Source organism: Polaribacter sp. AHE13PA (assembly GCF_019278505.1).
GTDB lineage: Bacteria > Bacteroidota > Bacteroidia > Flavobacteriales > Flavobacteriaceae > Polaribacter.
In genome coordinates, this window is the sequence record NZ_CP058985.1 from 162,010 (window position 1) to 176,560 (window position 14,551).

The 14,551-nt window shown below is 30.8% G+C and carries 12 protein-coding genes; 4 read left to right on the forward strand and 8 right to left on the reverse strand.

Annotation, left to right across the window (positions count from 1 at the left end):
* The first annotated feature begins 147 nt into the window (after nt 1–147).
* On the forward strand, nt 148–1,116 hold the full coding sequence (locus H0I28_RS00725) for a YpdA family putative bacillithiol disulfide reductase (protein WP_218760082.1): 969 nt from the start codon (nt 148–150) through the stop codon (nt 1,114–1,116).
* An 11-nt stretch (nt 1,117–1,127) separates the two neighbouring features.
* On the opposite strand, the gene H0I28_RS00730 is transcribed toward H0I28_RS00725, so the two are convergent.
* The 3 genes from H0I28_RS00730 to gcvP all read right to left on the reverse strand — a co-directional run bounded on the left by H0I28_RS00730 (nt 1,128) and on the right by gcvP (nt 7,158).
* Nucleotides 1,128–1,814: a hypothetical protein gene (locus tag H0I28_RS00730; RefSeq protein WP_254712813.1), complete on the reverse strand. Its 687-nt coding sequence runs from the start codon at nt 1,812–1,814 to the stop codon at nt 1,128–1,130.
* A 448-nt stretch (nt 1,815–2,262) separates the two neighbouring features.
* On the reverse strand, nt 2,263–3,903 hold the full coding sequence (glgP, locus tag H0I28_RS00735; protein ID WP_218760083.1) for an alpha-glucan family phosphorylase: 1,641 nt from the start codon (nt 3,901–3,903) through the stop codon (nt 2,263–2,265).
* A gap of 375 nt (nt 3,904–4,278) precedes the next feature.
* Nucleotides 4,279–7,158, reverse strand: coding sequence for an aminomethyl-transferring glycine dehydrogenase (gene gcvP / locus H0I28_RS00740; protein ID WP_218760084.1), 2,880 nt, complete (start codon nt 7,156–7,158; stop codon nt 4,279–4,281).
* 185 nt (nt 7,159–7,343) lie between these two features.
* On the opposite strand from gcvP, the gene H0I28_RS00745 reads away from it, so the two are divergent.
* The 3 genes from H0I28_RS00745 (at nt 7,344) to H0I28_RS00755 (ending at nt 11,061) form a co-directional block, all read left to right on the forward strand.
* Nucleotides 7,344–8,165: a hypothetical protein gene (locus H0I28_RS00745; protein ID WP_218732807.1), complete on the forward strand. Its 822-nt coding sequence runs from the start codon at nt 7,344–7,346 to the stop codon at nt 8,163–8,165.
* Between the two features lie 141 nt (nt 8,166–8,306).
* Nucleotides 8,307–10,199 carry a phosphoglycerate dehydrogenase gene (gene serA / locus H0I28_RS00750; RefSeq protein WP_218732808.1) on the forward strand — a complete coding sequence of 631 codons (1,893 nt, stop codon included), beginning with the start codon at nt 8,307–8,309 and terminating at the stop codon, nt 10,197–10,199.
* Between the two features lie 10 nt (nt 10,200–10,209).
* Nucleotides 10,210–11,061, forward strand: a complete 852-nt coding sequence (locus tag H0I28_RS00755; protein WP_218760085.1) for a M23 family metallopeptidase — start codon at nt 10,210–10,212, stop codon at nt 11,059–11,061.
* Between the two features lie 82 nt (nt 11,062–11,143).
* Here H0I28_RS00755 and H0I28_RS00760 read toward each other — a convergent pair whose 3' ends face one another.
* The 5 genes from H0I28_RS00760 to H0I28_RS00780 all read right to left on the reverse strand — a co-directional run bounded on the left by H0I28_RS00760 (nt 11,144) and on the right by H0I28_RS00780 (nt 14,462).
* On the reverse strand, nt 11,144–11,878 hold the full coding sequence (locus H0I28_RS00760; RefSeq protein WP_218752358.1) for a flavodoxin family protein: 735 nt from the start codon (nt 11,876–11,878) through the stop codon (nt 11,144–11,146).
* 90 nt (nt 11,879–11,968) lie between these two features.
* Nucleotides 11,969–12,535, reverse strand: a complete 567-nt coding sequence (locus tag H0I28_RS00765; RefSeq protein ID WP_218732811.1) for a PAS domain-containing protein — start codon at nt 12,533–12,535, stop codon at nt 11,969–11,971.
* A gap of 111 nt (nt 12,536–12,646) precedes the next feature.
* Entirely contained in the window at nt 12,647–12,898 is a 252-nt protein-coding gene (locus H0I28_RS00770; protein WP_218760086.1) for a hypothetical protein, read from the reverse strand.
* Nucleotides 12,899–12,922: 24 nt separating this feature from the next.
* Entirely contained in the window at nt 12,923–13,087 is a 165-nt protein-coding gene (locus H0I28_RS00775) for a hypothetical protein (protein WP_218760087.1), read from the reverse strand.
* Between the two features lie 187 nt (nt 13,088–13,274).
* Nucleotides 13,275–14,462 carry an SH3 domain-containing C40 family peptidase gene (locus H0I28_RS00780; protein ID WP_218760088.1) on the reverse strand — a complete coding sequence of 396 codons (1,188 nt, stop codon included), beginning with the start codon at nt 14,460–14,462 and terminating at the stop codon, nt 13,275–13,277.
* Nucleotides 14,463–14,551 lie beyond the last annotated feature (89 nt).

Below are 14,551 nucleotides of genomic sequence, written 5' to 3' on the forward strand. Positions count from 1 at the left end.
TTAGTAATTTTGATGTTGTCTTGCAGGTCAAGACTTAGGTGATTATCTGTTTTTAAGTTGATATTATTAAGAGTTTTTAGAGGTGAAAAAGAAGGAAGCAATTAGATTCGAAACAATTTATTATAATAAATAAGAAGAGTATATTTTATGAAAAATTTTGATATTGTTATTATTGGTGGTGGTCCTATTGGAATTGCTTGCGGATTAGAAGCTCAAAAAAATGGGTTGAGCTATGTAATTTTAGAAAAAGGGCCGATAGTAAATTCATTATATAATTATCCAGTGAATATGCAATTTTTCTCTTCTTCAGAAAAGTTAGAGATCGACGAAATTCCGTTTATTAGTAAAGAAGCTAAACCAAGAAGGAGTGAGGCTTTAGAATATTATCGAAGAATTGCAACTTCAAATAAGCTACATATTAATTTATTTGAAAAAGTAACTTCTGTGTCTAAATATGAAGATGAATTTTCAATTATTTCTGATAAAAACACCTATAAGTCTAAGAATATTGTTATTGCAACTGGTTTTTATGATATTCCGAATTTGCTAAACGTACCTGGTGAAGATTTACCAAAAGTTTCTCACTATTATAATGACCCACATTTTTATGCTGGACAAAAATTAGCTGTAATTGGGGCGAGCAATTCGTCTGTAGATGCAGCTTTAGAAAGTTATAGAAAAGGAGCAGATGTTACCTTAATTATTAGAGGGACAGAAGTTGGACAACGTGTAAAATATTGGGTAAGACCAGATATTATCAACCGTATAAAAGAAGAAAGTATACAGGTTTTTTATAACAGTACGGTAAAAGAAATAACAAAGGATACCATTGTTATAAATACAGAAAATGGAGAAGAAACGTTACTAAATGACTTTGTTTTAGCATTAACGGGTTATAAACCAAATTTTACGTTTTTAGAGCAAGTTGGTGTTTCTTTTTCTAATGATGAAAAGAAAATTCCTACTTATAATGATGAAACGATGGAAACCAATGTGAATGGAGTCTATTTAGCAGGTGTTATTTGTGGTGGAATGGAAACGCACAAATGGTTTATAGAAAACTCAAGAATCCATGCAAAAATGATTATAAGTAATATTAAAAAATTAAAAGAATAGTTTGCTGCAAACTATTCTTTTAATTCATAAACATCAATTTGAAGTTCATCAACTTGATCTTTAGGTATTTTTTTAATGACTTTTTTAGTGAAATTAGGTGTCTGAATATAATAACTAACTTCACCTTCGCGCCCGGGTACATATTTAATCTCTAACGTATTTGTACCTTTAATTAAGTGTAAATCTGTAAGTCCGCCTGTGCCTCCAAAATACATTAAGCTATTACCATTTAGAGTTGCTTGAAAGACATCCATTCTTTCAGAGTAAATAAAAGCAGCATCTTTATTACCTAAAGTAACTTTTTCTTTTTCTGATTTATCTTTTTTAAACTTTAAGTCAAACTTTGAAGTTATAGTTCCAGATTCTTTTTCGCTTGAAACATAGTAAAAAGGAATATATTCTATTGAGCTTCTTAAACCAAAACTAAATTTTCTAGGTGGATTGAAGTTTGTTGTTCTTCTATCAAATTTTATTTCAATAGTATTCTCGCCTTCTTTTAATACAAAAGCCATTAGGTCTTGAATAAAAGGAGGCATGTCTTGTAATTGATTTTTAAATGGGTGTTCTTCATTAAAAATCTTTAGACCAGAAAGGTCTCCTTTGTTTACCGGTTTTCCATTAATTTTTAGCTGAACATCGTAATTACTATTATGTCCAGAAACAAAAGCTTTAATATGTTTAGTGTCTTGGGATGTCATACTTATAAAAATTAGTGATATTAAAATTAATAAACTCGCTCTTTTCTTCATGTCAGTTTTCTTGTTTTTAATTGTTATATTTTAGAAATGTTACTTTCTTAAATAGCAATATAGAGGGGGAGATTTTTATTAATATTCTTTAAAATCGATAGATTTATTGGGCAAATGTAAATGTTATTCTATGATTTTTAAACGTTGTATCTATTTCATTCTGGAAATAAATGAACCCTCTTTTTAGTTCGATACCTAGAAGGTAGTTACTCAACTGTTTATTTACTTTTTTATTAAAAAAAAGCTAGCTGTAAAAAAGACATTATGGAAACCAATTTAAAAGGTGTGTGTTTAGTAGATCTTGTTTTCGGAGGTGTGGAATACACATAGAATTTAAAAGAAACAAGCCTTAACATTTAATTGTTAAGGCTTGTTTTTAGCTGTTTTAATATTTTGTTTAAAACAATTTCTTATAATAATCAGTTGCCATTCTTTGGGTTGTAAACTCAGGAATAACATCATCCATAGCTTTAAATACTATTTTTTGCCAGTTTTTAGGAGCATCGTAATACGTTGGTAATACTTTGTTTTCTAAAATATTGTATAAATTATCGGCGTCCAATTTGTCTTGCTCATAGGTTGGTAATTTATAATCTAATGCTGGTAACACAAAGCAGTTTTCTTCATCTTTTTTAAATTCAGGTATCCAGCCATCATCTGTAGAAACATTTACAGAACCATTCATTGCAGCGGTCATACCACTTGTGCCAGAAGCTTCACGTGTAATTCTTGGCGTGTTCAACCAAACATCAGAACCACATTTTAATTTTCTAGACAAGTCTATTTCGTAACCAATAACTACTGCTAAATTTGGTTCTTGTTTAGATTGATGTACCAAGTTGTTAAAAGTATCGATTGCACCATAATCAAACGGATATGGTTTTCCTGCCCAAATAATTTGTACAGGATATTTTTCATTATGAATTAATTTTTTAAATCGATCGTAATCATGTAAAAGTAAATCGGCTCTTTTATAACCTGCAAAACGTCTTGCCCAAACAATGGTTAACACATTCGGATCTAATTTTTTACCAGTTTGTTTGTAAACTTCTTCAAAAAGTTCGCTTTTTAACGCCGTTTTTTTCTTTTTATAAGCAGTGACATTTCCTTTATTCCAAGATTTTTTGATAGTTTCATCTTGCCAAAATTTTTGATTTTGAGCGTTTGTAATCGGAATTATTTTACAAATACCTTCGTAATCTTTCCACATATCATTTGCAACAATAGCATGAAGTTTAGAAACTCCATTTGCTTTTCTTGCCATTCTTAACGCAGAAATTGTATAATTAATCATGCCACCATTCACCATTTCGGTTTGCAATTCTTGTTCAGAATAGGTTCTACCAAAGAATCCACATCGGTTTAAATGACGCGCATCTCGCTCTTCATTTCCTGCTTTTTCTGGTGTATGTGTTGTAAATACCATTTGATCTTTGGTTACACCTTTATCTTTTAAATAATAAAAGGCAGGTAAAGCATGCCCTTCATTTAAATGGTAGGTGTCTGCGCCTCCTAGTGCTTCTACTACTTTAGCTCCCGCAATTCCTAAAACAATACTTTGCGATATTCTTGTTACCTGGTTTTGATCGTATAAATGGTTGGTAATAGTTCTAGATAAATGGTCGTTTCCGTCTACATCTGTACTTAAAAAATACATTGGTACGGTTCCAAAAACCTCTGGTTTTAAAACATAAGCCCTTACTTTTACATTCGGATTGTCATGAAGTTTAATAGTTACTTCAATCCCTGTATATTCTAAAAAATCGAAGTGTTTTTCATTAAATTCAGTTTTTAATGTTTGGTCATCATTTCTTGCTTGGTCGTAGTAGCCATATTTCCAAAGCATACCAATACCAATCATATTTTGTTTTAATTCGAAGCCAGAACGCATGTGAGAACCTGCTAAAAAACCCAGTCCTCCAGAGTAAATATTAAAAGCTTGATCGATACCGAATTCCATACTAAAATACGCAACTTTCTTTTTATATTTTGTTGCAGGTTTGTATGGGTGATGCCATTTACTGTATATATGTTCCATGATTTTTTTTGATTTTAATATTAAAAGTAAGGAAAATAGATAATTTATGATGTTGTTTATAAGTTAAATTTAGGTAATTAAAGTTAATTTATAATGCTTTTAAATTTAAGGTAAATGGTTTGTTTTTAGTTTTTTATGATATCCGTCATTTGTGGTTTAAATAGGTTTTTTAAATGCCTTTTTTAACTTTTCTGAGATTTCTCAATCGCTTTAAAAAAACTCATTTTGGAATGACATTCGTTTTATTATTCCGAAGAATGAGGGGGGGGATAAAAGAATTAAAAAAGAAAGAATACTTCTAAGTTATTATAAAAAACAAAAAAAAACCGCTTCAAAAAGAAACGGTTTTAAAATACTAAAAGAACACTGTGTGTTCTACATATAATCTTCAATTGGGTTACAAGAACAAATTAAGTTTCTGTCTCCAAAAGCATCATCAACTCTACGTACAGTTGGCCAAAATTTATTTTCAGCAATGTACTCTAAAGGAAAAGCCGCTTGTTTTCTAGAATAAGGTAAGGTCCATTCATCTGCAGTTAACATTTCTTGCGTGTGAGGTGCGTTTTTTAAAGGGTTGTTCTCATCCTCTTTGGTTGCGTTTTTAATTTCTTCACGAATAGAAATCATCGCATCACAAAAACGATCTAACTCTGCAATAGATTCAGACTCTGTAGGTTCAATCATCATAGTTCCTGCAACAGGGAAAGAAACTGTTGGAGCGTGAAAACCATAATCCATTAAACGTTTAGCGATGTCTACAACTTCAATTCCGTTTTGTTTAAAATCACGACAATCGATAATCATTTCGTGCGCAGCTCTGTTCATTTCTCCAGTGTATAAACTGTTGTAATGTCCGTGTAAACGTTCTTTAATATAGTTGGCATTTAAGATGGCATTTTTGGTGGCATCCATTAATCCTTTTGCACCTAACATGGTAATATAACCGTAAGAAATTAAACACACTAAAGATGATCCCCAAGGAGCCGCAGAAATGGCTGTAATTGCATTTTCTCCTCCTGTAGCAACTACAGGGTTTGTTGGTAAAAACGGAACTAATTGTGGAGCAACACAAATTGGACCAACTCCAGGACCGCCACCACCATGTGGAATGGCAAATGTTTTGTGTAAGTTTAAATGGCAAACATCAGCACCAATCGTTGCAGGATTTGTCAACCCAACTTGTGCGTTCATATTTGCACCGTCCATGTATACTTGTCCGCCGTTATTATGAATAATTTGTGTAATCTCTTTAATTGCTTTTTCATATACTCCGTGTGTCGAAGGATAGGTAACCATTAAGGCAGCTAAATTATCTTTGTGTAAAACTGCTTTTGCACGTAAATCTTCAACATCAATATTTCCTTTTTCATCTGTTTTGGTAACCACAACCTTCATACCTGCCATAACTGCTGACGCAGGATTTGTTCCGTGTGCAGAAGCAGGAATTAAACAGATATTTCTGTGAGAATCGTTGTTAGATTCGTGATATGCTCTAATAGTCATTAAACCAGCAAACTCACCTTGTGCACCAGAATTTGGTTGTAAAGAAGTACCAGCAAAACCAGTAATAATATTTAATTGATGCTCTAATCTTTTTAAAACTTGTTGATATCCTTCAGCTTGATTTAAAGGTACAAAAGGGTGAATATTTCCCCACTGTGGATTACTTAAAGGCAACATTTCAGAAGCTGCATTTAATTTCATGGTACAAGAACCTAAAGAAATCATAGAGTGATTTAATGCTAAATCTTTACGCTCTAATTTTTTAATATAACGCATCATGTCTGTTTCAGATTGATACGTGTTAAACACGTCGTTGTCTAAAAACGATGTACTTCTTTTAGTGTTTTCTGTAATAACTTCAAAATCTGCACTAAAAGATTCTTTTGTTAAGATTTGATGAAAATCATCTACAGTTTCCGATGCAATCGGTTTCTTTTTAAGTTGACCAAAAATGGTAAACAAGTTCATTAAATCTTTCTGTGTAGTTGCTTCGTTTATAGAGATAGAAATGTGTTTTTTATCAACATAATTAAAGTTCACTTTAAAAGACTCTGCAACAGATTTTAACTTAATACAATCTATTTCTACCAATAAAGTATCAAAATAAGAAGAGTTTAACTGCTTAAAACCTGCTTTTTCTATAAAATTGGCAACTAATTTAGTTTTGTTGTGTACAGAGTCTGCAATAAATTGTAAACCACTTTTACCATGGTAAACAGCATACATACCTGCCATAACTGCTAATAAAACTTGTGCTGTACAAATGTTAGAAGTCGCTTTTTCTCTTTTTATATGTTGCTCACGAGTTTGCAATGCCATACGTAAAGCACGTTCTCCGTTGATGTCTTTGGTAATACCAATAATACGTCCTGGAATACTTCTCTTGTATTTGTCTTTAGTTGCAAAATAACCAGCATGAGGACCTCCATAACCTAACGGAATTCCAAAACGTTGTGTAGTTCCTACAACAACATCAACTCCAAATTCTGCAGGAGCTTTTAATTTTACCAATGATAAAATATCGGCAGCAACAGCAACTTTTATATTGTTTTCATTCGCTTTCGCTACAAAGGCAGTATAATCATAAACTTGACCATGTTTACCTGGATATTGTAAAATAGCTCCATAAAATTCCTCAGAAAAATCAAATTCCTCATGGTTTCCAATTACCAACTCAATTCCAATAGGAGTAGCGCGCGTTTGTAAAACAGATATTGTTTGAGGTAAAACTTCTTCAGAAACAAAAAACTTATTTACACCAGCTTTCTTTTGTGCTCTTTCTCTAACATCAAATAAAAGTGCCATTGCTTCTGCAGCTGCAGTACTTTCATCTAATAAAGAAGCATTTGCCAATTCCATTCCTGTTAAATCACAAACCATGGTTTGAAAATTTAACAACGCTTCTAATCTACCTTGTGCAATTTCTGCTTGGTAAGGTGTATACGCTGTATACCAGCCCGGGTTTTCTAAAATATTACGCTGAATTACACTTGGCACAATTGCCTCATGATATCCTAGACCAATGTAACTTTTAAAAACTTTATTTTTTTCTGATAACTCTTTTATATGTGATAAATACTCGTATTCGCTCTTAGCAGGCGCTAAATCTAACTCATTTTTTAAACGAATATCATCTGGAACAGTTTGGTAAATTAACTGATCTAAATTATCCGCTTTTATAGTTGATAACATTTTTTCTTGCTCCTCTTTGTTAGGACCAATATGTCTGTTTTGAAACAAATTTGTATTCATGTAATAGGGTTTTGTTAATGCTCTTTTAATCTGATTTCGATTGTTCTTAGTTGTGTGTATTTATTCGAAATTACGCAGACCAAAAGTAGGGAAATAATAAAATAATTTAGCCCATTTTTTTGCCAAAAAAGGGGGAATTATTAACCAAAAAAGAATGTTATGAACATAAAACCTATTTTTGCCGAATGAGATTCTTAAAATTGGTTTTAGATTTTTATATAAATGCAAGTATTCATGTTGCATTTTCTGTGTATGCGCTGCTAAGAATTACAGAAGTTTATTTAGATTTACCTTATAATAGCGACTTAAATTATTTTATGTTTTTGGGAACTATTACAGGGTATAATTCTGTAAAATATGCAGGTGTGGCAAAATTGCATCATAAAAGTTTAACCAAAAGCTTAAAGAATATACAAGTGTTTTCATTTTTCTGTTTTTTAGCCTTGGGATACTTTGCATACCAAATTTCTTTAAAAACACTGTTTTATACCATTCCTTTCTGTTTATTAACGGTATTGTATGCGGTTCCTTTTTTAAGTGGATTTCATAAAAATTTAAGGGAAGTAAGTTATTTAAAAATTGTAGTTGTAGCTTTTGTTTGGGCAGGTTTTACAGTGTTAATTCCTGTGGTAGATGCGAATAAAGAAATCACTTTAAATATACTTTTACTAATGTTGCAAAGGTTTTTAATAGTGGTGGTTTTAATATTGCCTTTTGATATAAGAGATGTGCAATATGATGCTATTTCTCTACAAACAATACCGAAGAAAATAGGTGTAGCAAAAACAAAGAAATTAGGATTAATGCTATTGGTTTTTTCTTTAGTTTTAGAATATTTGATTACAGCTAATACGCTAGTAAAAACTCCTTTTATGCTTTTCTTTTTTCTATTGATAATTTTCTTAATGAGAGCAGAAAAAGAACAATCTAAGTACTTTAGTTCCTTTTGGGTAGAGGTGTTGCCAATTGTTTGGTGGTTATTTCTTTTAGGATTCCATAATTTTTAAGGATGAAAAACTATTATTCTATCAGTATTTTTAAATTATCAGAATAAATAAAATAGATATCATAAAACTGTAAATTAGCTTCTTCATTCCCTACTATATTTGTAGATTTACTCACTTAAATTCAACCAAGATTCTTAAGTAATGATTAGCACAAAAAGAAATTATATTTTCGATTTTGACAGTACCTTAACCAAGGTAGAAGCATTAGATGTTTTAGCAGAAATAACCTTAGAGAACAATCCTAAAAAAGAGGCAATTATTCAAGAAATAATTGACATTACCAATTTAGGAATTGACGGCGAAATATCCTTCACAGAATCATTAGAGAGAAGAATAAAATTATTAAAAGCTAACCAAGCCGATTTGTCTGGTTTAGTAGCAGCTTTAAAAAAGCAAGTATCAAAATCCATAGAAAGCAACAAAGAATTTTTTGAAAAATTTGCAGATGACATCTATGTGATTTCTTGTGGATTTAAAGAGTTTATAGATCCTATTGTAGAAGAATACAATATACCTTCAGAAAGAGTGTATGCAAATACTTTTGAGTTTGCAGCAGATGGTGAAATTATTGGTTTTGATGCTAATAACCCATTGTCTCAGCACAACGGAAAAATAAAGTGTTTAAAAGACATGAATCTCGAAGGAGAAATACAAGTTATTGGTGATGGGTACAGCGATTATGTAACTAGAGAAGCTGGTGTAGCAGACAAGTTTTTTGCATACACAGAAAACGTTTCTAGAATTAAAACAACAGAAAACGCAGACCACATTGCCCCAAATTTAGATGAATTTTTATACGTAAACAAGTTGCCAAGAAATATCTCATACCCAAAGAATAGAATTAAAATATTATTATTAGAAAACGTACATCCAGATGCTTTTAACAAGTTGTCTACAGATGGTTTTTCTGTAGAAACCGTTTCTAAAAGTTTGTCTGAAGACGAATTGATAGAAAAAATAAAAGACGTACATGTTTTAGGTATTCGTTCTAAAACAAACGTAACGCAAAGAGTTGTAGACGCTGCAGAAAAATTAATGGTAGTTAGTGCATTTTGTATTGGTACCAAACAAATAGATTTAGAAGCGTGTAAAGAAAATGGAGTGGTGGTTTTTAATGCACCTTACAGCAATACACGTTCTGTTGTAGAATTAGCAATTGGAGAAATCATTATGTTAATGCGTAGTGTTTTTCAAAGAAGTACAGAAATTCACAATGGTCAATGGAATAAAACGGCAGAAGGTTCTAGAGAGGTTCGTGGTAAAAAACTAGGTATTGTAGGTTATGGTAATATTGGTAAGCAATTATCAATTTTAGCAGAAGCTTTAGGTATGGATGTTTATTATTATGATGTAGAAGATACCTTAGGTTTAGGAAATGCAACTAAGGTTGATCAATTATCAGACTTATTAGCATTATCTGATGTGGTTACTTTACATATTGATGACAATTCTGCAAATAAAAACTTTATTGGAGAAAAAGAAATTTCTCAAATGAAAGATGGCGCACTTTTAGTAAACTTAGCAAGAGGTTTTGTAGTAGATATTCCTGCATTGGTTGCTGCTTTAAAAAGCGGAAAATTAGCTGGTGCTGCAGTAGATGTATATCCTTCTGAACCTAGAAAAAATGGAGAATTTTACTCTGAATTACAAGGTTTACCAAACGTAATTTTAACGCCTCATGTTGGTGGAAGTACAGAAGAAGCACAAAGAGATATTGCAGATTTTGTACCAAGTAAAATTATGGCGTACATTAATTCTGGAAATACAGTAGATGCTGTAAACTTCCCTAATATCCGTTTACCAAGACAAACAAATGCACACCGTTTTTTACACATTCATAAAAATGTACCGGGTGTAATGGCTAAAATAAATAAAGTTTTAGCAGAATATGATTTAAACATTAATGGTCAATTTTTATCTACAGATCCAAAAGTTGGCTATGTAATAACAGATTTAGACAAAGAATACAACAAAGAAGTTTTAGATGCCTTAAGAGAAATTGAAGGGACTATTAAATTTAGAGTGTTGTATTAGTAGATAACAAATGAATAAATATCTATTTATTTTCATTTTATTAATTTCTTATAATTCATTCTCTCAACTTAATTTTAAAACTTATTTTAAAAAAGCAGAGAATGGATTTGAGTTTTTAGCAGACAACAATGAGTATTGTCCGGTTTCGGTAGAGGTAGATTTAGAGTTGGTTAACTTGTCTACATCCAACGGAAATTTTAAAACATACGTAATTCCTGCAAGAACTACAGGCTTTGTAATTACTACATTAAAAGCAATAAAAGCTGGTTCTTACAAGTACAATTCTAAAACACGGTATAATTACGGAGATTTTGCAACGAAAGAGAAAGATACTATTGCCGTAAATAAGAAAGACACCATTGCTGTTGAAGAATACATTTACAATCTTCCTTTTAAACAAGGAAAAAAGTTTAAAGTATCTCAAGGTTATAATGGCATAATAACACATCAAAAGAAAAACGCACTAGATTTTCTAATGCCAATTGGTACAGAAATTTATACAGTAAGGGAAGGTGTTGTAATTAAGGTGGTAGATCATAACACCAAAACATGTGTTACCAAAGGCTGTTTAGAGTATAATAATTTTATTTTAATCTATCATTCAGACGGTACATTCTCCGATTATGCACACATAAATACCAATTCTGCTATCGTAAAACCAGGCGATAAAGTAGCTAAAGGTCAGTTAATTGCTAAAAGCGGAAATATTGGTTGGTCAACCGGTCCTCATTTACATTTTGAAGTTTTTAAGCAAGAAATTATCAAGCGAGAAACCCTTAAAACCAAGTTTAAAATTAACGACGGAACAGAAGTACCCGTTTATTTAGAAGAAAAAGTAAAGTATCAAAGAAAGTATGAATAGGCTTTTTTTTATATAGAAAACACCCTTCATATTTTATAATTTGAAGGGTGTTTTTTTTGAAGCTATTTAATGTAGTCAGTTTTTATCTGTATTCTGGATTTTCAAATTCCCAACGTTCTCCATCATCCCATTCTTTTCGAGAGTTTCCATAATTATTGTAGCCACCATTTTTCTTTAACATCAGTGCTAAGTGAAGTAAATTATAAGTCATAAAAGTTGTGTTTCTATTTGTAAAATCACTATCGAAACCAACAGGTTTATCTAATTTTTCTCCTTTCCACTCTTTATCACCATAACTTGGTCCAGGACCAACTTTTCCAATCCATCCAGAATCTGCTTGTGGCGGTATGGAGTATCCTACGTGTTGAAGCGAATATAATATTCCCATTGCACAATGTTTTACGCCATCTTCATTACCTGTAATTATGCAGCCACCAACTTTACCATAAAAAACATACTGACCTTTATCATTAGTTAAACCACTTAAAGCATAAAGTCTTTCAATTAGCTTTTGGGCTTCAGAAGATTTTTCTCCAAGCCAAATTGGTGTTCCAACGATAAGAATATCTGCGTCTAGAACTCTCTTTGTTAATTCTGGCCACTCATCAATATCCCATCCATGTTCAGTCATATCAGGATAAACACCACTTGCTACTTGATGGTCTATTAGTCTAATTTCGTCTATTTTAACGTTTTCTTTAACCATAATGGCTTTTGAAACTTCCATTAATGTTTTGGTGTGGCTTTCTTGTGGTGATTTTTTAAGAGTACAATTTATGTAAATTACTTTTAAATTACTGAAATCTGTTTTTTGCATAATTTTAGTTTTAATAGGTTACAACGAACTATGATTAAGCTAAAAATAAGCAATTTTTAATAGACCTTATTGATTACAGTAATTTTTAACCTATCCTATTTTTTTTTCGAAGGCTAAGTAGTGAGTTGTATTCTCATTGAATAATGGAATAATCTTAACTTCACAATTATAAGCTGTTCCGTCTTTTTTGTAGTTTACAATAATTTCTTTAAAAGGGTTGACTTGCTCTATTTTTTCCTGAATTCTATTTTTTGTTTTTACAGAAGTTTCTTCTCCTTGTAAGAATTTAGGTGTTTTGTTTATTGCAAATTTTTTAGAATAACCAGTCATTGATGTAAATCCTTCGTTTACCCAAATTATGTTTTGATTTTTGTCAGTTACGATTAATGCTTCATAGTCATTTTCAGAAAAAGCAAGATTTAAGTCATTTTTCCAATTGAACTTTTTAGCAAAAGAAAGTACTTGTTCGATTTCCATTCTCTTTTTAGCTTCAATTAACCTTATATAATAATCATCCATAAAAATATCCCAACTGACTAATGGCGTCGTTTTTACTTTTGAAATTTCAACTTTTGGCTTTATTTCATTATATTCTTCTTTATTAAGACCAGATAGGTAAATATCCAAGCATTTCATTTCAGTAAGATTATTTTTCATAGTGTTATTCCTTAGGTTCAATATTATTGCAACGTGTATGTAAAAGCTTTGTAATGTGTTTTGAGTAGTGAATGCCACAAGTGAGTTAAAAGCCAAACGTCATATTTAAAATTACTCCTTTTTATATTTCTTATGTTCTATTTTCTTTTTCTCTAAAATTGCATAAAATTTTCGTGGCGAGATTTTTAAATCTTTTGTTATTTCACTCACTTTTTTCTTTCCTTTTTTATACAGTTTTAAATTTTTGTTTACTTCTTTGTCAAAATAGTATTTTTCCAATTTTTTAACAATTTGTAATTCAGTCAGATTTGAATCATTCGTATATTTTTCAATTTCCGATTTAATGTCTTTTAAATTACTCATATTTGTCAATTTTAATGGTTCTTCTCAATGAATTCTAAGGTTGTTTTTTTCATTGTTCTCCCAAATAACATCCTCAATTGTTGCTTTTGAATAGCATATTTTTTTCGATAGTTCTATTAAATTTTCTATTTCGTGCTGATTATCATAAGCCATTAATAATTCGTTCATTCTTGATAAAGAAAAAATCATAATAAGTGTGTGAAAATTTTGGCTTGTCGTTTATCTCGTTTTTTTCTATCTCACTTTTGAAATGAACACAAATTCGCTTATTTGTCTTAAGAATATAGTGTCCTCATATTTTTGACTATTCAATCTATCTATTCTTGTATTTCCTCATTTGTCATTGTACTGGTTAATGTTGGATAACTTATTACCCTTAAAGTTTTATTTTTTCTTTCAAATCAACAATCATCTTATCTTCAACTCCCAAATATCGCTGGCTACCTAAATATCTATTTTTATTAAATTCATCATAATTAGCTTCATCAGCGTTCATAGAACTCAAATGCACATTTCCAGCAGAATGGATAAATTCCATTTTATCATTTCCTAACCAAATTCCTACGTGAGTAACACGTTGTTTTGTGTCAGCAGTTGCTTTTTTACCAAAAAACATTAAATCTCCTTTTTCTAAACCTTCAAACTTTAAGTCTTTATCTACCGTTTTACCTGCATTTATTTGTTGAGAAGCATCTCTAGGAATGATAAAACCATTCATTAAATACACCATTTTAGTAAAACCACTACAATCAATTCCTTTGCTAGAAGTTCCTCCCCATAAATAAGGGAAACCAGTCATGGTTTTGGCAGCAGTTTCTATATTCTCTTTTGAAGCAACCACACTTTCTAACCAAGAATTGTATATAACAGCTTCATTTTTTTTAAGAAATGCTATTCTATTATCAGGATATTTTACTTCATAAAAATCATTATCTTCAGAAACATATTGCAATAATGCACCTAAAGTAATATCAGAAACAATTTTAGAATTTTCAGATTTATCAGCATAAGTATATCCATAAGTTTCTGTAAAAATTACTTTTTTAGCATTGTTCCAAGTATTAAATTCACTTTTATTCATTAATTGAATTCCGCCTCTATCTACCCAAGAAATGTATTTATCCGGAGTCTGAATTCTATAGAAATCACCTTTTTTATCCAATACTTTTACAGACATTCCAAGTAAACCTTGCGTGCCTAATTCGGCAGAATGTTTTGCGTTAGAACGAATATTAATAACCGAATTTCTTGCGACTGCATATTGTTGTAAACCAACTACATCATCAGGTAAAATTCTCACATTGTTGGTAAATTTTACATTTCTGTTTTTTAAACTATCTAATAAAATAGAAAAAGCTTCTTTAGAAGTAGTTTCTCCTTCTAAAATAAGTTGGTTGTCTACTTGCTCAAAATTTATATCAAACAATTCTACACGTTTGTCAGGAGCATAGGTTGTTTTTAACGTTGCGTAAATGTTTGTTAATTCGTCTGTAGAGTTGTTCTCCTTTTTACAAGATAAAGAAATAAGAAGTACAATTAAAAATAAGTGCTTTAAAGGTTTCATTCGTGTTGGTTTTGTGTAAAAATACAAAAAATGAGTATTAATTTGGAAGCTTTATAGTTCAATATTATTGAAACTTATTTAGGATTGTT